Source organism: Oleisolibacter albus (assembly GCF_003336875.1).
Classification (GTDB): Bacteria; Pseudomonadota; Alphaproteobacteria; order Azospirillales; family Azospirillaceae; genus Niveispirillum; species Niveispirillum album.
In genome coordinates this window covers 185593-205016 of sequence record NZ_QGNJ01000001.1, presented here as the reverse complement: position 1 = coordinate 205016, position 19424 = coordinate 185593, and the positions used below count along the sequence as shown (strand labels likewise).

The 19424-nt window shown below is 65.1% G+C and carries 20 protein-coding genes and 1 pseudogene; 11 read left to right on the top strand and 10 right to left on the bottom strand.

The features are described 5' to 3' along the window. The first annotated feature begins 92 nt into the window (after positions 1-92). Positions 93-224 (top strand): hypothetical protein, encoded by a 132-nt coding sequence (locus DK368_RS22200; protein WP_275668451.1) that lies wholly within the window; start codon positions 93-95, stop codon positions 222-224. A gap of 89 nt (positions 225-313) precedes the next feature. Here DK368_RS22200 and DK368_RS01010 read toward each other — a convergent pair whose 3' ends face one another. After that, positions 314-847, bottom strand: coding sequence for an isochorismatase family protein (locus DK368_RS01010; RefSeq protein WP_114391686.1), 534 nt, complete (start codon positions 845-847; stop codon positions 314-316). A gap of 92 nt (positions 848-939) precedes the next feature. Continuing rightward, positions 940-2931: a DNA topoisomerase IV subunit B gene (parE, locus tag DK368_RS01005; protein WP_114391685.1), complete on the bottom strand. Its 1992-nt coding sequence runs from the start codon at positions 2929-2931 to the stop codon at positions 940-942. Positions 2932-3026: 95 nt separating this feature from the next. Between parE and DK368_RS01000 the strand changes: the two genes are divergently transcribed. Further along, positions 3027-3428 (top strand): acyl-CoA thioesterase, encoded by a 402-nt coding sequence (locus tag DK368_RS01000; protein ID WP_114391684.1) that lies wholly within the window; start codon positions 3027-3029, stop codon positions 3426-3428. An 82-nt stretch (positions 3429-3510) separates the two neighbouring features. On the opposite strand, the gene DK368_RS00995 is transcribed toward DK368_RS01000, so the two are convergent. The 6 genes from DK368_RS00995 to DK368_RS00970 all read right to left on the bottom strand — a co-directional run bounded on the left by DK368_RS00995 (position 3511) and on the right by DK368_RS00970 (position 8659). Beyond that, a complete protein-coding gene (locus tag DK368_RS00995; protein WP_114391683.1) occupies positions 3511-3882 on the bottom strand; it encodes a hypothetical protein in 372 nt (123 codons plus the stop codon). A 136-nt stretch (positions 3883-4018) separates the two neighbouring features. Continuing rightward, on the bottom strand, positions 4019-4432 hold the full coding sequence (locus DK368_RS00990; RefSeq protein ID WP_114391682.1) for a response regulator: 414 nt from the start codon (positions 4430-4432) through the stop codon (positions 4019-4021). 241 nt (positions 4433-4673) lie between these two features. Next, complete coding sequence (locus DK368_RS00985; RefSeq protein ID WP_162305810.1) at positions 4674-6362, bottom strand: methyl-accepting chemotaxis protein; 1689 nt, start codon at positions 6360-6362, stop codon at positions 4674-4676. 367 nt (positions 6363-6729) lie between these two features. Further along, positions 6730-7530 carry an alpha/beta fold hydrolase gene (locus DK368_RS00980; RefSeq protein ID WP_114391680.1) on the bottom strand — a complete coding sequence of 267 codons (801 nt, stop codon included), beginning with the start codon at positions 7528-7530 and terminating at the stop codon, positions 6730-6732. 29 nt (positions 7531-7559) lie between these two features. Continuing rightward, complete coding sequence (locus DK368_RS00975; protein ID WP_114391679.1) at positions 7560-8339, bottom strand: SDR family oxidoreductase; 780 nt, start codon at positions 8337-8339, stop codon at positions 7560-7562. Continuing rightward, entirely contained in the window at positions 8336-8659 is a 324-nt protein-coding gene (locus DK368_RS00970) for a nuclear transport factor 2 family protein (protein ID WP_114391678.1), read from the bottom strand. Before DK368_RS00970 ends, DK368_RS00975 begins: the two co-directional genes overlap by 4 nt. A 97-nt stretch (positions 8660-8756) precedes the next feature. On the opposite strand from DK368_RS00970, the gene DK368_RS00965 reads away from it, so the two are divergent. The 5 genes from DK368_RS00965 to DK368_RS00940 all read left to right on the top strand — a co-directional run bounded on the left by DK368_RS00965 (position 8757) and on the right by DK368_RS00940 (position 12916). Next, complete coding sequence (locus tag DK368_RS00965; RefSeq protein ID WP_114391677.1) at positions 8757-9662, top strand: LysR family transcriptional regulator; 906 nt, start codon at positions 8757-8759, stop codon at positions 9660-9662. 231 nt (positions 9663-9893) lie between these two features. Continuing rightward, positions 9894-10157, top strand: coding sequence for a helix-turn-helix domain-containing protein (locus tag DK368_RS00960; protein WP_162305809.1), 264 nt, complete (start codon positions 9894-9896; stop codon positions 10155-10157). A gap of 229 nt (positions 10158-10386) precedes the next feature. Beyond that, on the top strand, positions 10387-10512 hold the full coding sequence (locus DK368_RS22195) for a hypothetical protein (RefSeq protein ID WP_275668449.1): 126 nt from the start codon (positions 10387-10389) through the stop codon (positions 10510-10512). 87 nt (positions 10513-10599) lie between these two features. Beyond that, complete coding sequence (locus tag DK368_RS00950; protein ID WP_114391674.1) at positions 10600-11550, top strand: hypothetical protein; 951 nt, start codon at positions 10600-10602, stop codon at positions 11548-11550. Positions 11551-11956: 406 nt separating this feature from the next. Further along, positions 11957-12916, top strand: coding sequence for a sulfotransferase domain-containing protein (locus DK368_RS00940; RefSeq protein ID WP_114391672.1), 960 nt, complete (start codon positions 11957-11959; stop codon positions 12914-12916). Here DK368_RS00940 and DK368_RS00935 read toward each other — a convergent pair. Next, on the bottom strand, positions 12885-14807 hold the full coding sequence (locus DK368_RS00935) for an asparagine synthase-related protein (RefSeq protein WP_162305808.1): 1923 nt from the start codon (positions 14805-14807) through the stop codon (positions 12885-12887). The genes DK368_RS00940 and DK368_RS00935 overlap by 32 nt on opposite strands. A 213-nt stretch (positions 14808-15020) precedes the next feature. Next, positions 15021-15194 (bottom strand): hypothetical protein, encoded by a 174-nt coding sequence (locus DK368_RS00930; RefSeq protein ID WP_155524433.1) that lies wholly within the window; start codon positions 15192-15194, stop codon positions 15021-15023. Positions 15195-15438: 244 nt separating this feature from the next. Between DK368_RS00930 and DK368_RS00925 the strand changes: the two genes are divergently transcribed. From DK368_RS00925 to DK368_RS00910, 4 genes and pseudogenes are all read left to right on the top strand, one after another. Further along, a complete protein-coding gene (locus DK368_RS00925; protein WP_114391669.1) occupies positions 15439-15717 on the top strand; it encodes a PqqD family protein in 279 nt (92 codons plus the stop codon). Positions 15718-15770: 53 nt separating this feature from the next. Next, positions 15771-16772, top strand: a complete 1002-nt coding sequence (locus DK368_RS00920; RefSeq protein ID WP_114391668.1) for a hypothetical protein — start codon at positions 15771-15773, stop codon at positions 16770-16772. A gap of 298 nt (positions 16773-17070) precedes the next feature. Continuing rightward, a pseudogene (locus tag DK368_RS00915) lies at positions 17071-17322 on the top strand (helix-turn-helix domain-containing protein); the annotation flags it as partial. Between the two features lie 583 nt (positions 17323-17905). Continuing rightward, complete coding sequence (locus DK368_RS00910; RefSeq protein WP_205027988.1) at positions 17906-19315, top strand: FRG domain-containing protein; 1410 nt, start codon at positions 17906-17908, stop codon at positions 19313-19315. Positions 19316-19424 lie beyond the last annotated feature (109 nt).

Here is a 19424-nt window from a genome sequence, read left to right as displayed (position 1 = left end):
GCGGCAGGGATGATCCGGGGGGAGGACCGTCCGGCCGCGGTGCGGGGATTGCGCGCGTGCGGGAAGGCGGCTAACGTCCGGACGCCATTTCCTTGACGGGTACCACCATGTCCATCACCGCCATCGCCGTGTTCATCGCCGCCAGCGTCGTCTGTGGTCTGTGTGTCGCCGCCATCCAGGCCAAGACCGACGGGGACAGCCACGGTCACCACGGCCATCACTGAGACCGGGACCCGACCGGCGCGCCGGCAACGGCGTCGCCCGGTCTTCCGGATGACGGCCGGACCTGCGGCCGTCCGGTTCTGTTCGCCCCCTATTTGATCAGGGGCAGGAGTTCACGGAACTCCGGGCGGTCATACCGCTCCAGCCATTCGAACAGCGTCATTTCCAGCGTGACGATCTCGACATCGTGCCGGCGCAGCCGCTCCAGCGCGGCCAGGCGGCTGTCGGGATGGCGCGAGCCGACGGCATCGGCCACCACGGCCACCGCCAGGCCATGGGCCCTCAGCCCCAAAGCCGTCTGCAGCACGCAGACATGCGATTCCACGCCGCAGAGCACGACGGTGCCACCGGCCCGCGCCCAGTCCAGGAAGGCGGGTTCGTTGCTGGCGTCGAAATGGGCCTTGGGAAAGCGCAGCGGCAGACGCTCGGCCAGCGGCGCCACGGTGGGGCCGATGCCGGCCGGGTTCTGTTCCGTGGCGGCCGCGGGGATGCCCAGGCGCTCGGCCGCGGTCAGCAGCTTGCGGCAGGCATCGGTGACGTGATCGCCGCGGTGGATGGCCTTGAGCAGACGCGCCTGCATGTCGATGACAGCCAGACGGCTACGGGCGGCATTCATCAGGGGCATGGGTCGGCTCCGGCTCTGGACGGGGCCAGTCTAGACCGGGATCGCCAGGGCGCCTAGGGTCCGGGGCCGGCCGCGGGGAGGGGCGCAGCGGATCAGACGTCGAGGTCCTGCGCGAACTTGGCGTTCTCGGTGATGAATCTGAAGCGCAGTTCGGGACGGCGGCCCATCAGGCTGTCGACCAGGGCACGGGTGGATTCCACATCGTCCTGCTGCTCGGGGTCCTTGCTGTCCGGCACCACCACCCGCAGCAGGGTGCGCTTGGACGGGTCCATGGTGGTTTCCTTCAGCTGGCTGGGCGGCATTTCGCCCAGGCCCTTGAAGCGGCTGATCTCCACCTTGCCGCGGACCGACTTGAACACGGTACGCATCAACTCGTCCTTGTGCGCGTCGTCGCGGGCGTAGCGCACCTGGTTGCCGCCGGACAGGCGGTAAAGCGGCGGCAGGGCCAGGTAAAGGTGCCCGGCCTGCACCAGGGCCGGCATTTCCCGGTAGAAGAAGGTCATCAGCAGCGAGGCGATGTGCGCGCCGTCCACATCGGCGTCGGTCATGATGATGACACGCTCGTAGCGCAGCTTCTCCTGGGAGAACTCCTTGCCGGTGCCGCAGCCCAGGGCCTGGACCAGGTCGCTGAGTTCCTGGTTGCCGCGCAGCTTCTCGATCGAGGCCGAGGCCACGTTGAGGATCTTGCCGCGCAGCGGCAGGATGGCCTGGGTCTCGCGGTGGCGGGCCTGCTTGGCGGAGCCGCCGGCGGAATCGCCCTCGACGATGAAGATCTCGGTGTTTTCCGCGCTCTGGCGGGCGCAGTCGGCCAGCTTGCCGGGCAGGCGCAGGCGCCGCGTCGGCGATTTGCGCGCCATCTCCTTCTGGGCGCGCTTGCGGGCCCGCTCCTCGGCCTTGTCGATCAGCCGGTCGAGCAGGGCGTTGGCGATATCGGGCGCGGCCGACAGCCAATGGTCGAAATGGTCCTTGATGGCCGTTTCGGTCAGGCGGTGGGCCTCGGGGCTGACCAGCCGCTCCTTGGTCTGGCCCTGGAACTGCGGATCGCGGATGAACACAGACAGCAGCACGGTGGCGCCGTCCATGATGTCGTCCGCCGTGATCTGGGCCGCCCGCTTGTTGCCCACCATCTCGCCATAGCCCTTCAGCGCCCGGTTCAGCGCCGCGCGCAGACCCTGCTCATGGGTGCCGCCCAAGGGGGTGGGGATGGTGTTGCAGTAGGTGTGGCCGAAGCCCTCGTCATCCTCGGGCCAGGCGATGGCCCATTCGATGCGGCCGGCATCCTGCGGGAACTCGGACTGGCCGGCGAACGGGGTGGGCGTGACCGTGCGCCTGTCCTTCAGCGCCGTGGTCAGATAGTCCAGCAGGCCGTTGGGAAAATTGAGGATCTCGGTCGCCGGGATCTCGCTGCCCTCCGGCAGCAGTGCCGGATCGCAGCTCCAGCGGATCTCCACCCCGCGGTAGAGATAGGCCTTGGAGCGGCAGAGCCGGTAGAGACGCTCGGGCTTCAGCCGGGCATCCTCGCCGAAGATCAGCGGGTCGGGATGGAAGCTGACCACGGTGCCGCGCCGGTTATGCACCGGCCCGACATTGACCAGCGGCCCCAAAGGCAGGCCGCGGCTGTAGGTCTGGGCGAAGAGCTGGCGGTCGCGCGCCACCTCCACATGCATGCGGTCCGACAGGGCGTTGACCACGGCCGAGCCGACGCCGTGCAGGCCGCCGGAGGTGGCGTAGACCTTGCCGGAGAACTTGCCACCGGAATGCAGGGTGGTGAAGATCACCTCCAGCGCCGACTTGCCTGGATATTTCGGGTGCTCGTCCACGGGAATGCCGCGGCCATTGTCGCGCACCGTCACCGTGCCATCGGCCGCCAGATCCAGGTCGATATGGCTGGCATGTCCGGCCACCGCCTCGTCCATGGCGTTGTCGAGGATCTCGGCGGCGAGGTGGTGCAGCGCACGCTCGTCGGTGCCGCCGATATACATGCCGGGGCGGCGGCGCACCGGCTCCAGCCCTTCGAGCACCTCAATGTCGGAGGCGGAATAGCTGTCCTGCTTACGGGCGGTGTTCTGGAAAAGATCGGTCATGGCGCATGATTATAGGGGTGACGGCGGCGCCTGTTCAAGGTATGTGCGCCGCCCCGCCTTCCGCCTACAAGATTTTGTAACTTCAGGAACCGACAATGGCCGAGTCCGACCACAGCCTTCCCGATTTCGACCGCGACGTGCCGGCACTGCGGACCTTCGCCATGCCCAAGGATCTCAACGGCAATGGCGATGTCTTCGGCGGCTGGGTGATGTCGCAGATGGATCTGGCCGGCGCCGCCGTGGCCGCCCGCCGCGCCCAGGGCCGCCTCGCCACCGTGGGCGTGGAGGCCATGAAGTTCCTCCGCCCCATCAGCGTCGGCGACGAGGTGAATTTCTACGCCGCCATCGAGCGCGTGGGCCGCACCTCCATCCGCGTGCGCATCGATGTCTGGGCCCGCCATTACAGCGGCAAGGCCCACAAGGTCACCGAAGGGGTCTTCACCTATGTGGCCATCGGCGAGGGCGGGCGCCCGCGCCCGGTGCCGACAGAGGCGTAAGGCGCCGGCATCGCCAAAAGGGCCGCTCCGGAGGGAGCGGCCCTTTTCACAAGACGGTCCGGCACTGGGAGCCGGAGCGGGCTTACTGGCCGGAACCGCTGCCGCCGGCCGTGCCCTGGGTTCCGGTTGCGGTCCCCTGGGGGCTGGTCGTGGTGCCATCGGACCCGGTGGTGGTGCCGGTATCGCCGGTGGCCGAGCCGGTGGTGTCACCGGTGGTGGTGCCACCGGTGGTCCCGGTGGTGGTGTCGGGAGCCGTCATGGTGCCGGTGGTGCCCGGCGTGGCCGTGGTGCTGCCGGTGGTGGTGTCAGTCCCCGTGGCGCCCGTGGTCTCCGGCGGGTTCGAGGTGGCCGGCGGCGGCGAGCCCGTGCTGGAGGTATTGTTGGCAGCTTCGTCGCCACAGGCGGCGAGGCCAAGAACCAACGCGGTCGAGAGCAGCCAAATCCTGGCGCGCATATGTCCTTCTCCTTGTCTCGATCGATCGGAGCGGCACCGGTGCAACCGGCGCCCGCCAATCCATAAACAGGACAAGAACAGGTTCTATTCCCCAGTTCCGGCAAAAACGTGGCAGCACCCCGACCGGGGAAGGGCATCACCGCGGCCCGGCTTCGCCCGGCTGATGCAGGCGGCGCATGGCCAGTTCGAGCGCGGCGCGCAGCTGCGGCGCCGAATAGGGTTTCTGCACGAAGCCCAGCGGATAGGTCTGGGCCACGCGCGACAGGGTCTGCTCGTCGGCATAGGCCGAGAGATAGATGGAGCGGATGTTGAATTCGCTGCGCAGACGCCGCGCCGTATCGATGCCGTCGATGGGGCCGCGCAGACGGATATCCATCAGCGCCAGATCGGGCCGCTGGGCATCGGCCAGCCCGACGGCCTCCGGCTCGGAGGCGGCGATTCCCACCACCTCGAACCCCAGCTCCTGCACGGTGAGCTTGATGCCGAGGGCCACGAGGGCATCGTCCTCCACGATGAGGACACGACGGCGGGTGGGGGACGATATGGACACTCCGGCTGGCCCCTGTTTTATGACACCTGACTGTGAAGGGATCGGCGGCCGACCCGGAGGATGAGGATAAAGAGGGCAGGTTAAAGCGGGCTGCCCATCGCGACACCGGCCCCCAGCGCCGCCCCGCTCAGTCCTTTCTTTTTCGTTAAGAGATCGGACGCCCGGGGGCAAGCCAGCCGCTTGGTTAGACCGGTAGACCGAATGGCCGAGCGGAGGGTCGAACTCCGTCATCGGCCCCGCTTCAGCCCGCATCCTGCAGGATGCTGCCGACGAAGGTGCGGCTGCTGCGGCCCACCTGATCGACGCGGTCGCGCACCTGCCCCACCTCGCCGGCCAGGGAGCCCGAGGTGGTGCCGGTGCGGTCCGTCTCGGCGGCGATGGCGGCGATCTCGCTGTTGAGACCGTCGATATCGCGCGACGCCTCGGCCACGGCGCGCCCGATCTCGCGCGTGGCCGCACTCTGCTGCTCCACGGCGCCGGCCACCGCGGCGGCCACGGCTTTGAGCTTGGCCACCACATCCGACACGGCGGCCATGCCGCCGGCCACGTCGCTGGTCACGGTCTGGATCTCGGCCACCTGCTGCCCGATCTCCTCGGTGGCCTTCGCCGTCTGCCCGGCCAGATGCTTGACCTCGGTGGCGACGACGGCGAAGCCCTTGCCGGCCTCGCCGGCACGCGCCGCCTCGATGGTGGCGTTCAGGGCCAGCAGATTGGTCTGGGCCGCGATCTCGCTGATCAGCCCGACCACGGCACCGATGCGGTTGGCGCTGTCCACCAGGGCGCCGACCCGTTCGGCGCTGGCGGCCACGGTGGCCGAGGCCTCGTCGGCCATGCGCAGCGACCCGCTCATCTGGCCGGTGATGGCGCCGATGGAGGCGACCAGCTGGTCGGCCGCCGCCGCCACGGTCTGCACCGCCGCCGCGACCTTGTGCGCCATCTCCACGGTCTCGCCGGTGCGGATATGGGCGGTCTCGGCGCTGTCGGCCATCTGCCGGCAGGACTGGTCCATGCGCCCGGCCGCCTGTTCCAGCTCGGCCAGGGCGGCACTGACCGTGCGGTCGAAGCTTTCGGCCACCCCCTGCAGGGCGGCCTGCCGGTCGGCCGCGGCGCGCCGATCCTTTTCCTGGGCTTCGGCCTCCAGCCGCAGCTGGGCGGCACGGCGGTCGCGGAAGGTCAGCAGGGCGCGGCCGATGGTGCCGATCTCGTCGCCGCGCACCGCCTCGGGCACGCCGGTATCCAGCCGGTCGGCGGCGATGGCCTCCAGCCCGCGGCAAAGTGTCCGGATCGGCTTCACGATGGAGCGCCCCACCAGCAGCAGCCCGACCAGCAGCGCTGCCAGCAGGCCGGCACCACCGCCCAGCACGATGGTCCGCAACTGGGCCAGCGCTCCGCTCTGGGCGGCGGTGGCGGCGGTGAAGGCCTTGCCATACCCCTCGGCCAGATCGGCCAGGGTCGCATCGATCTTGGTGCCCAGCTCGTCGATCTCATCGTCGAGGCGGGCAAAGGTGTCCTCGTCGGCGCGGCTGCGGATGGCCGCGACCAGGGATTTGCTGACGGCAGGGTCGATCTCGTCCACCAGAGCGCGCAGCCGGGCCGCGGCCTTCTGCTCCTGCGCCGTGTCGGCGATGGCGGCGAAATGCCCGGCCCCGGCGCGCAGCAGATCGGTGGTGGTCTTCATCACCTCGCGCCGGTCGGCGGCCACCCGCCCCTCGTCACGGTCGACGATGCTGTCCATGGCCACCAGCACCAGTTCGAGATTGGCCCGGCGCAGGGCCTCGACCTGCTGCAGGTCGGCCAGACGGCTGTCGGCCAGACCGACACTGCCCTGGACCCGCTGGGTGGTCATCAGGTTGACCGTCCCCTGAACCAGAACGCCGGCCGCCACGATGACCCCGATGAGCACCAGCCGTGCCGAGATCGTCCACCGCATGCCACTTCCCCCCTCGGCCATGCACCCCGTCGGCACCGGCAGCACGCCAGCACTGAAGGACACCTCTTCCTTCTGCCATGCCAGGGTGAGTGGATATAGCTATCCGATAGCGTATGGGTGGTGATGACCGCCGGGCGGTCTGCCGGCCATGTGCGGCGCGGTAACGTCGGCTCCGCTGCGACGCCTGTCAGGGCGAGGGCAGGAGGATCGCGGCAGCCGGCCTCCGGCACGGGCCGCCGCTTGACGCTGTTGTCGCTCTGCCCGACAGGTCAGTCTGACGCAACCGGCCAGACTCGCCGGAGACCTCGACGCGCAGCGCCAGCCACTCCGCGGGGCGGGACACGATCCTTGTGAGCGTGCGTCGGGGTCAATTGGATCGTTTTGCGGGCTGCGAGACGCTGCGCGCAGCCTGATCGATCACATCGGCGATTTCGTGCGGGCGCGTGACGAACGGGACATGGCTTGCCTCCACTTCAACAATCTGGGCGTGGATGCGCTCGGCCTGCTGACGCAGGAGACGCGGATCGATGGCGCGGTCTTGCGTGGCGACCACGGCCCAGCTCGGGCGCGTGCGCCAGGCCGCTTGCGTCAGCGGCGTCGCAAAGATCGACATGTTGATCGGCACCTGGCTGTCACGCAGGAAAGCCGCGTCGGTCTCGCTCACATCCCCGGCGAAGCCCGCGCGGAACTTTTCCGGATTGACGAAGCCGAACCCGTCGGGACCCGGCTCGATGACAAACTCGGGCGGCGCTGGAATCTTCGCAAACTGCTGGCCAGTGCTCTCGCCGATATCGGGCGCAAGCGCAGAGACATAGACAAGCCCCGCAACCTTGGCATCAACGCCGGCTTCTGTGATCACCGAGCCGCCATAGGAATGGCCGACGAGAATGCTCGGCCCCGGCTGCCGCGCCAGCACGCGGCGCGTCGCCTTGACGTCGTCGTCAAACGAGGTGAGCGGATTCTGCACGATGGTGACGCGATAGCCGCGGGCGGTGAGATCATCATAAACGCCGCGCCAGCCTGACCCGTCGGCAAAGGCTCCATGCACAAGCACGACGTGCCGGACCGTTTGGTCGTCCGGGATGGCAGGCCGTGAGCCGGCTGTGGCGCATGCCGAGAGGGCCGTGGCGGCCGCCAGGATAAGGGCGTGTCGAATTTTCGAGGCCATGACATTCCTCCTTGATTTCACGATACCGCTCACACGGTCGGGATCGTGCCGCCGTCGATGACGTATTCGGCGCCGGTGATGCTCGCGGCGCGCGACGAGGCGAGGAAGGCAACGAGGCCTGCCACCTCCTCCGGTTTGGCCGGCCTGCCGATCGGAATGCCGCCCAGGGCCTTCATCACGATCTGTCTGCCGCCCTCGCGATCGACGCCGGCGTCCCGCGCGACCCGATCCGTCATGTCGACGGCGGCCTCGGTCTCGATCCAGCCGGGCGCCACGCGGACAACGCGCACGCCCTTGGGCGAGACTTCCTTTGCAAGGCTCTTGCTGTAGGTGGAGAGGGCCGCCTTCGCGGCGGCATACGCGGTTGTCGCCTCCGGGAGCGGCAGAACGCTCTGGATCGATGTCACATGAATGACGACGCCGTGCCGCTGCGCGACCAGTGACGGGACCAGCGCCCGGTCAAGCCGCACCGCGGGCATCAGATTGAGGTCAAGCTCCCGGCGCCATTGTTCGTCGGTCAGGGCGGCGAACCCGCCCGCGGGCGCGGAAGACCCGCCAAGCATATGCACCACGATGTCGATTTCGCCCAGACGTTCACGCGCGATCCGCGCCAGGTCCGCGCACCCCTCCGCCGTGGTGAGGTCGGCCGGGACGAACATCGCCGCGGGGAGATCAGCCGGTTTCTGACGCGCGGTCGTGAGCACGCGGGCGCCGAGCGCACGAAAGAGTGCGACTGTCGCCGCGCCCGCGCCGCGTGTGCCCGATGTGATCAGCGCGCTCTTGTCGTGAAGGTCGATGAACGGGCTCATGCGCCGATCTCCAAGATGGAAATCGCGTCGTCCTTCAGCGTGAACGTGAAGTTCAGCATGGCCGGGCTGCCCGGAAACTGGCCGCTCACCTCGGCGAGGACGGTGAAGCGTCCGTCCGCCTCTGAGATCTCGCGCGGGTCGGTGGTGTGCTGGAATTGCGCCTTGGCCGCGCGCCACCATGCGCCGATGGCCTTAGGCCCGACATGCGTCCTGCCTTCATCTTTCACGACTGCGTCGGTCGTGAAGGCGGCAATCGGCGCGGGACCGGCAACATCCTGGTCGGCCTCGAAATAGATCTGGATTGGGGATGGAAGTTTCATCTGCCGTCTCCGGTTCTGTGAGAACGGCACTTTACGGCTGGACGTCTGTCGCGATAATTGGGACAAAACGGAACCTGAAATTTCGAAAAGCGGGATAATGTATCGACCAGGCCTTGGCGACCTCGAATCGGTGATCGCGATTGCCCGCGAGGGGTCGTTTCGCCGGGCCGCGCTCGCGCTCGGCATGTCGACGACTGCGCTCAGCAACGCCGTGGCGAAGCTTGAAACCAGTCTCGGCGCCCGGCTCTTCAATCGAACGACGCGCAGCGTCTCGCTGAGCGATGCGGGGCGAGCCTTTGTCGAGCAGGTGTCGCCCGCTCTGCGCGATATCCAGGACGCCATGGCCGGCGTGCGCTCGCAGCAGCAAACGCCGTCAGGAATGTTGCGCATCAATGCCTTCGCAGCGGGCGCACGGGAGATCATGTCTCCGCTCGTGCTTGAGTTCGTGCGCCGTTATCCGGATGTGCATGTCGATCTCGTCACCGAGGGGCGCTTGGTGGACATCGTCGCCGATGGGTTTGACTTGGGTGTGCGCCGGGCCGATCTGGTTCCTGCTGACATGATTGCGCTCCCCTTGGGACGCCCCCAGCGCCATGCCGTCGTGGCGTCGCCGGGCTATCTCAGGGCGCACGGAATGCCGCAATCGCCATCGGATCTTCACGCGCACCAATGCCTTCGCGTCCGCTTGCCGAACGGGGCGTTGTTTCGCTGGCAGTTCGAGAAATGCGGGCAGGTGGTGCAGATCGATGTGAAAGGGCCGCTGACCCTGGACGAGGCAAGCCTTGCGCGGGCCGCCGTGCTCGACGGGGTGGGGCTTGGCTTCTTCCTGGAACAGGATGTGCGCCTGGACGTCGACGCCGGGCGCCTCATGCGCCTGCTCGAGGATTGGACGCCGCTGCTTGGCGATCTGTGCCTCTATTATCCAAGCCGGCGCAATCCCCCCGCCGCTCTCAAGGCGTTTGTCGGGCTGGCGCGCCAGGTTGGCAGGGGGTCAACGTCCTGACGGTCGAGAGCCTGGTCGCGGCGGGGCCGCTGCCGCCCTTCAAGGGCGGTGCCGCATCAGTCACTGAGTTTCGGGCGGCTTGGCCAGACCTCTCTGAACTCGGGATAAGGGAGGCGATCATGCGCGCCGCTCAGAGACGGCGATTTGAACTGGCGGGCCGCGAGCATACACATTGTTAGCATGATATATATCGTATGGTGTTTGCCATGGGGCCGATGCCGACTTGACGGCATGGACATCCGCCAGCAATTCGGCTGCATTATTCGCGACATCCGCACAGGCAAGGGCCTGGCGCGGGAGGAGCTTGCCTTTCGTGCAGGAATGAGCGTGCCGTATCTGAGCAATATCGAGCGGGGGCGCTCCAGCCCATCTCTGTCGCTGATGGCGGATCTTGCTCGCGCACTCGAAGTTCCTCTGGTCGAATTGGTTAAGGACATCCTTCTCGATGACGCCGTTACCAAGGCGACGGATCGAAAACGCCCCAAGGATGAGTAATCCAGAAAGTTATAGCCTGCAGACTATCTTTGGTTGATGCCATGCCCATGCTGACGGATAATAACGGGTGGCCCAACAAACACCCGAACGGACGCATCATGGATTTTCCCGCTTGGCTACCGATCGCCGCCTTTGGCCTTCTTCTCGTTGTCTAATCGTTGTCCAAGTACTGAACATGGTCGCGGTTTACGCAGACCACCGCAGTACGACCAAAATGTTGGAGCGCGCGATGGCTGCCGCCCACGCCCGAGGTGATGACCGCGCAGTGCTGGCTTTGGCCAACGCCCTGGCGAAAAATCACGAACTGGCTGCCAAACTGATGGAGGCTGCGGCAGGGCGCAAGAAGGAAGATTGAGACTTGTCCGCGCCTACCCTACAATTGGCCAATCGATTTGGCATCCGGTTGGCGGCCGGTCGTACATGCAGAGACTGAGGGCCTACAGTGAACAGCCTTTTCGATAACGCGATACAGTCTATCCAGCTTGGCGTTGACGACTACCAATCCCACGACCCAAGGCGCCCAATTTCGGCTGTTAGAAATTTTTATGCGGGAGTTCTTCTTCTCGCTAAGGAGGTGCTCGTCCGGGCCGCGCCAAATGCAGACCCAAAGGACGTTCTTAGTGCCCGTTACAAACCTGTGCCGGACGGCGCGGGCGGGGTTGAACTGCGCCCCACGAACAACACAGTCGATTTCACGAATCTACCGGAGCGCTTTAAAGATTTTGGGCTGACGATCGCGCAGGGACCGCTGACAGAACTGAACCGCATTCGCACAGATATCGAGCACTACTATACTGACAAGTCGCGTGAGCACGTTCGGGAAGCTATTGCCAAGGCGTTTCCCGTCGTCTCTGAGCTGTTCCGCCAACTCCATGAATCGCCATCCAAACTGCTTGGAAAAACCTGGGCAACGATGCTGGATGTCCGATCCGTTTACGAGGAAGAACTTGCGGCCTGCAAAGGGACCTTCCAAAAAATAAATTGGAAATCAGAATTACTAGGAAAGGTTACTCTCCTATGCCCAGAGTGTGGCTCCCATTTAGTGGAGCAAACACATCCGGACAATACTGACCACCAGTGCATTGATGTGAAATGTAGACTCTGCGGGGCGGAAACTGACGCTGAGAGGATAGTTGAAGTCGCGCTTGAAAAATATTTTGAACACGAGACATATTTCGCCACGAGAGATGGCGACACGAGTCCGCTCCATGACTGCCCTGAGTGTAGTGTCACGGCCTATATCACCAGCAGCGAACATTCCGGATGCCTGTGGTGCGGTGAAACGCTGGGAGAATGTGCCAGATGTAGTGATGAGTTAACCCCAGACAACGTTTCTTGGGACAACTCCCAGCTTTGCTCCTATTGCGACCACATGACGTCGAAGGACGATTGACCTACGCGGCCAACCTATTCTCGCCCTTGATGCCACACAACTCCTTGAGCCTTTTCTCATCCTCTACCTTTGGCGCATGCTCAAGCTATTCTCGCCCTTGATGCCACACAACTCCTTGAGCCTGTCCGCGACTGAACCGCGCCGGGTTTGCCGGAGGCTCCAACTCTTGAGTAGGATGGAGCATCATGGCCTGCTCGAGCCAATCGGAAACATCCCACCCGCAGAAGCCGAGGCCAACTTCTACGCATCTCTGGAAACTAAAGCCGTGGCCGCGTAACTATTGAACTCATGCCTCCGGCAAACCCGGCGCGGTTCAAAAGCCATTGCGCCGCTTTTGCCAACTCCCGCAACCTTATTTGTAACAACGTAAAGCTTGGCTAACTCACGCGGGATCAGGAGAGGACGGATGGAGAGCAGGTCGGATGCATGGCGTGACAACCATTTCGGGTGCGCGGGACCTGCGCGGGATGCACCGCCCTTATCAGGCGCAAGGCCTGTTCCCGACGGCCTGATCTGGCTCGTCTCCTACCCGAAATCCGGCAACACCTGGGTCCGCCTGTTTCTCGGCAGTCTGGAGCTGGGGCGGGATGTGGACCTGCAGCGGCTGGATGAACCCTCGCGGGGTGGCGTTTCGCGCCCGCTTTTGCAGCGTATGCTTGGAATCCGGATGGCGGATCTCTCAGCGGACGAGGTGATGAACCTGCGTCCGCTGGCCTATCGCCGCCTGGCCGAGGTTTCGGGCGGACGGCCGCTTGTTCTCAAGATCCATGATCGCTGGTGCGCCACCCCATCAGGCCTGCCCCTGTTCCCGCCGGAGATCACGTCCGGTTGCGTGCATGTGGTGCGCGATCCGCGCGACGTCTGCCTTTCCCTGGCCGCGCACAATGGCACGGACATCGACGACGCCATTGCCCAGATGGCCGACACGGACTTTCATGTTGGCGTCGGCAGGCGTTCGGGAACGGACCAGGTGGGGGAGTTCCGGGGCTCGTGGTCGAGCCATTGTGAGAGCTGGCTCGGCACGCGGCTGCGCCGGCTCACCATCCGCTACGAGGACCTCGTCGCGGCGCCTCTGGAAGGGCTGGGCCGGGTTGCGGCCTTCTGCGGGCGGGCGGCGTCTCCCGAAGCGGTGGCGGCCGCTGTGGAGCGCACCCGTTTCGAGCGGCTGGCGGAACGGGAAGCCGCCTCGGGCTTTCTGGAGCGCCCGCAGGGGATGGAGCGCTTCTTTCGTGCCGGGCGCGCCGGCCAATGGCGTGAGGTCCTGAGCCCGGCCCAGATCGCCCGCATCGAGCGCGATCACGGCCCGATGATGGAGCGCCTCGGATATCTGCCGCTCAGTGGTTCCGGCCCGCGTGCCAGCGGATGAAATCGTTGACGTGCAGTGCCAGCGGGACCGCCGCGGCGGCCTCATAATAAACCTCGCGCCGGGCCGAAATATCCGGCGGCGGGCCATCAAGGAGGGCCTGCAGGCGCGGCAGATCGATGGCCGCACCTGCCATGTCCACGGGGTGCTGGTCCGCAAGGCGGCGTCCGGCCTCGCTCCACCACCGGGCCAGCCATTCCCCGGTATCGGCAAAGGGAGCGAAATAGCCTTTTTCTGCCAGGGCCTCCGCCGGCATCCGGTCCGCCAGAACGCGGCGGGCGAGGTAGCGGGGAACACCGTTGCGGCGAAACTGCTCGGGCGGCACGGACAGGATGAAATCCACCAGCCGCCGGTCCCTGAGGGGCGCGCTCCACCCGAGGCCCATGCGGTTCATCATCAGCGTCACCGTTTCCGAATGGGCGGGCTGGGCGCCGAGATAGACTGGCACGATCTCGTCCGCATGCAGCCGCGCAACCCTCTCCGGCGCGTTGGGGGCGCTCGCCCAGCGGGCCAGAAGTCCGCTGCTGCGGGCGAATTCCGGGCGCAGGAAGCTGCCATGATAGACCGGAGACGGCGCCCGCACCTTGCCCCATATCTCCAGCATGCTGCGCGGCACGATGTCATGCAGCGCATTTGACCACAGCACCCGCGCGAGGCTGCGGTTCTTGTACCGCGCGGTCCCCGCGATCTCCCGCGCCAGCGCGATCCAACGGCCGGAGCGGAACAGGGCGCGAAAGATACCGTCCCCTTCCGCCGTCAGCGTCCAGTTGCCGCCATCCCCCCGCAGGAGCGTGCCGACCCCCTCCTGCCGGGCCGCCTCGGCCAGGGCGAGGCGCCGCGTCATCAGGACGAGGGTGCACATGGGCATCCCGATATCCGCAAATACGGACCGCATATCATCGAGCGGCGTCGCCGTCTTTTCCGCCACAGGGCGGATGCGCAGGTTCGGGTGCATGCGGGCAAGCCGTTGCACATGCTCCCATTCCCGGCCCGCGCCGTCCCGCAGGGCCTGTGCGCCCGCCACGGGAACCGTGGTGAAGCCGAAAATCTCGCGCTGGGGGGCCAGCATGGCGAGCGTCGAGGCGATGGCGCCGGAATCGAGCCCGCCCGAGAGCATGACGCCGATGGGCGCCGACCGCTCGAGGTGGCCCTCCAGAACCTGTGCGAGAACCGCCCGGGTGGCCTCCACATAGGCGTCATCATCCTTCAGCCGCAGCATCGGTGCGGCACCAGGCGTCCAGTAGACGTTGGTACGGGTCTCGCCGGGCAGGAGGGTGGTGACCGCAGCGCGCCGCACCCGTCGCAGCGCGGCATAGATGGTCACCTCCGGGTCTGCCGAGCGGCCAATGAGATGTTCGCCGAGGCCTTCCCGGTCAAGATCGCGCGGCAGGCCGCCCATGGCCAGCAGGGCAGCCGGATTGGTGCCGAACCAGACACACCCCTTGCCGCGATGATAAAACAGGGGAACGGTTCCGAACGTGTCGCGCGCGAGCACGAGCCGCCGCGCGGCGCGGTCCCAGACGGCGAAGGAAAAATCGCCGCGCAGCCTGTCGGCAGCGTCCGGTCCCCACCGCTCGAACGCGGCGAGCATCAGACGGGCGTCACTCCAGTGCAGAAGGGGATCAAGGTTCAGGGCGTCCAGCAGGGCGCGGCGTTCATCGATGCGGCCGGAACCGATCAGGACCAGATGGCCATTCCGGCCGATGACCGGGCCTTCGGGTGCCTCAGCCCCGCCCTGCGCCGCCTGGGCGCGGCAGCAGGCGATCCAGTCCTCGCCGCGATGGGTCGTAACAGGGCCGAACCCGCTGCCGCCGAGGCATGCGGCCCCGGCAGGTCCGGGCGGCAGGGGGGGCGGATGGCCGTGAAATCCCACTGCTCCTGCAAAATGCAACATCCCCGCGCTCGACCCCTGCCTGAAACTGCACCTGAAACTGCATCTGTATCCGGACGCGCGGCAGAACTGACGCATCTGGATTCGCGATGCCGGCATCCGGTACGTGCGCACCTCCGGCAGGCCGCGGCATCGGCGGACCCCGTGAAGCCAAACCCGGCGGACACACCAGCCCGAAGCAGCCTCACCCGCTCAACGGCGTGGACCCGGCTTGCCTCAGCTCATATTTTTCGTGGTGCCGCCTTCGGTGACCTGGCTGCCCTTCGCGCCGGTGACGGACCAGATGTCGATCTCCACCAGTTCGGGCCTGGCCCAGGCCGGGCGCACGGCGACGCTTTCGGCCTCGCCCGCGCTGGAGAGGGTTTTGTTATCGTTCAGAACGGGCCGCATGATAGACACTCCCACCTTCATTGGACTTCAATTCCCTTTGTTCCGGTCTTAGCATGAAGCGTTCTGAAAAGTAATACGGGAATATCGGGCGGTCCGGGATGTCAGAAAATCTGACCGCCGGCCAGAACCGGCTGGTCGTTCACAGGGGGGCAGACGCGGCAGGGCCTTTGCCTCCTCACGGTTAGCCTGCCTGACATGAGTAGCCTGCCTGACATGAAGAGACGGTGACGTGGAAAAATCATCATTGCTGGCCTCACCTGAGGCGCTGATTGCGCGGGCGCCGCATCTGCTGCTGGCGGAAATCGGCGGCGAAACGGTTCTGATGAACCCGGATGGCAGCGCCTATTTCGGGCTTGCGGCCACGGCGCATGCGGTCTGGCGGCATCTGGAGACACCCCTGCGGCTGGAGAGCCTGTGCCAGAAGCTTCAGACCGAGTTTGAGGGGCCGGCCGATGAGATCCGGGCGGATACCGTTGCGTTTGTCGCCCGCCTGCTCGAAAAAGGCTTGATCGAGGTGGCCTGACGTTTCCGGGGCCACGGGCAGGTCCTCCGCCGGTGGCGCTCTATTGATGGGGTATGACGAGCGTGTTCCATTCCTACCGCGCGATGGGGCTCGGCATCACCGCGCCTTTTCCCTGCCCCGGCTTTTTTCCCGGCGCGGCGCCCGTTGCGGGGAGGGTGGTGACACTCGCGCTCGGTCCCGTGCCGACCGCGCTCCAGGCGCCGGTGGCGGTATTCCCCCTGGTGCAGTTCGACGCGGCAGGGCGCTGTCTGCATGAGGTGCCCGGCATCGGCCGCTATCTCATCCATGACCGCCATCACGTGACCATCGAGGTTCTCGCGCCGGACGGCCTTGCCCGCGCCCTGCGCTTCTTCCGGGGGATCCCGCTCGCCATCCTGTGCCTGCGCTGGGGGCTTGTGCCCCTGGAGGCCACCTGCATCGGGCTCAAGGATGGCGCGTTGCTGCTGGGGGGCGGAACATGCGGCAAGAGCAGCCTTGCCCTGGCCCTTGCGCGGCAGGGCTATCCCCTGCTCGCGGATGAAGGCTGCGCACTGGAAATGCAGGAGACGGGGGAGATGCTCGTCTGGCCCTCTTTTCCCGATGTCTCGCTCTGGCCCGATTCCCTGGAGGCCGCCGGCCTCGTGCCACCGGCGGGGGCGGCGGGGGCGGGCGGACGCTTCGTCATCGACGCCACGGGCTGGTTCTCCCCGGAGCCGCGACCGCCCGTGGCCTTGTGCCGGATGCATCGGGTGCGGGGCGGGGTGGTGGCGCCACTCATCATCCATGAGGGCATCCGTGCGTTCCAGCTGGCCATGAACATGGTCTCGGCCGGGGAGATGTGCCCCCATCCAGGCGCGGCAAGGGGGGCTTTCGGCGTCGTAACGCGCCTGGTCGCGGGCATCCCCGTCTATGAGTGCGCGTCCCCGGATGGTGCGGACGGGGTCCTGAAAACCTTGCATGCCGTGCTTGCGGACCGGATGCCGCCATCACCCTGCACTCGCGCGGATCATCCACCCGCGCCACACCGCGTGCCTGGTTCGGCAGTCGGGGCGCAATTGAGTCTCAGCCGGAGCTGACCTGTTTCGCTGATTGATCCCGGCTAGAGGTTAAGTCTCGCCTCCCTTTGACCCCGAGGGGGCACCGACGACGAGCATGGAATGCGTGCGTCACCGTCCATCGCAAGTCGGCTTCAAATGTGGGGCGGGATGTGGGACGCACGGAGCGATCGCCACGCTGAATCGGGAAGAAACAGATAGTTAGACTGTCCTGAGACAGTAATCGCCTGACAGTAGGCCTCCCTTGTGGGTGTGGCCATGCCGCGTCGAAGCGGATTTGATGGTGTCGCCAAACATCTCAAATCCGAGGACATTGCACATGGCCACGAAGGACAAGATAGCACGTCGCAAGCTGTCTCTGCTCGACCTTGCGAGCGAACTTTCCAATGTCAGCCGCGCCTGCAAGGTGATGGGCTACTTCCGCCAGCAGTTCTACGAGATCCGGCGCAACTTCCAGACCTATAGCGCCGAAGGCCTGATCGACCGGCTTCCCGGCGCCAAGGGACCGCATCCCAACCGGGTTCCCGCCAAGATCGAACAGGCCATGCTCGCCCATGCGCTCGATCATCCCTGCGTATGAACGGCCGCACACCCATCAAGGCCTTCAAGGGCGGCTTGAAACAGGACCGGTCAACCGCGCCATACAAACCGAAAGGAGAGACGCTGACAAACAAGCCAGGACAGGATTCAATGCAAACACAAACCAGCGCCGCCTGACACCGCTTCAAAATGCGGCACTGTCAGGTGAATACCGTCTCTGTACATCGTCGAATGTAAGCGTTTAGGCCAAACAATTAGTGCTTGGGCCTTCAATGAAAACTATGTGACGCAGGGCGTCGGCCGATACATTGCCTAATCCCATCTCTATGGCAAAGACGCCGCCGGGGGTGGCAAGATCGGCTATATTCAATCGATGGACATAGATGCGATCTGGGCCGAAATCGGTCATAATCTTGGCAATGCAGGAATCCCGCCACTTCCCGAGCTAATACCTATTTCAGGATCATCCGCCCTTTATGCCACATCTCACGATGTTAATTCGCTCGGATGCGTCTTCACCATTCCGCCTGCAACATATCTGGGTCGATCTCCGTGCGTCGGGCGCGCAATTGGCGTCTGATCGACGTAATGCTGAGAGAGGGGAATAGAGGCGTATGATGGAAAATTTCAATTACATCTCCTTCGGTAACTGGGAAAATGTCGAAGGGAACGCCAATGTCGTCACCATGGGGCGGGGACGTATGTTCGAATACACGCCGTCCGACACCGAAAAGAGACTCGAAAGCCTAGACGGAACCGCGATCGCCTTCCTGGAAAAACTGCCAACATTCTTGTGCAGCGAGATCAAGCAGGGTGGAGACACTGTCTCCATGCTCATCAAATACGGCCGAATTTCCGCCATCGAGCCCGGACACAAGGAGGTGTCTGCCGCCTTCGAGACCGTGACCGACTTCGGAGAGGTCGATTTCGAGGATGTCGAGGCTGCGCGTAGGGTGTTTGGCGCGGATAAGTTCCAGCTCTATCGGACACATTGGGCCGTCCGCGAAGGCAATGCTCGTGACATCCTTGACCGGCTGACTGAGGCCAAGCCAGATCTTGGCGAGGCCATCGCAGCAGAGGCCGTTCCTGCCGACGACAGCGCCGCCGTCCAACCGCCGCCGCGCGACAAAAAGATTATCGGCGACGCCGACAGCGTGGAGCGGTTTCTTGAGCTGCTTTATAGTTCGCCGGCGAAGGTGGGGACTGAGACCTTCTTTCGAGGGCACAGTGACGCGCGCTATGAGTTGACGCCGTCCCTGCTGCGCAAATGGGACAATGGCGACTGGCAGTTCATGCCCAGCGAGGACCTGCTCTGCAAGGAGTTGCTGATCGCTCATCATGACGAGTTCCAAGCCGATAACTATTGCTTCGACCGTCTCGTGCGGATGCAACATTATGGTCTGCCAACGCGGCTGCTCGACATCTCCGGTAATCCGCTGGTGGCGCTGTTCTTCGCTTGCTCGTGTAAGCCAGATCAACTCGGAGTCGACGGCGAGGTCATCGTCTTCCAAATCGCGTCGGACGGTGTGAAATACTACGATTCCGACACCGTCAGTTGCCTGTCCAACCTTTCCAACCTGACCTACGCGCAGAAGAACGATATAGACCTCAGCCTCGATCAGGGCGCTTTCAACGCGACAGATGTCGCCCGCAAACTGCTCCACCATATCAAGTCGGAGAAGGGCTTTTTCGAGGGGAGGATCGTTCCCGACGACCTCCGTTCGATTATTTGCGTGAAGGCGAAGCGCACGAACACGCGCATTAAGTCGCAATCCGGTGCCTTCTTGCTGTTCGGGCATGAGGCCGCGTTGCCTGATGCGGGACAGGACGGCATTGAGATCAGTCGGGTGACGATCAAGAATAAGGCGCACATTCTCAACCAACTCGACCGGATCAACATCAACGCCACTACCGTCTACCCGAGCATCGACCAGACCGCAGCACATTTGCGAGATCAGCATCAGTCGCCGAAGCCTCTCAGAGCCGCGCCAAGCGCTGCGCCTGACAATCTTACAGCCGTTTGAGGGGATGGTTTCGTACGGATTCAGGCATTAGCTAACGACGAAATATCGGGCTGTAGCGTGGAATCGGCGGTCCTGCATACCGCATGGTGGTATGCGGTGATCGGCGGCG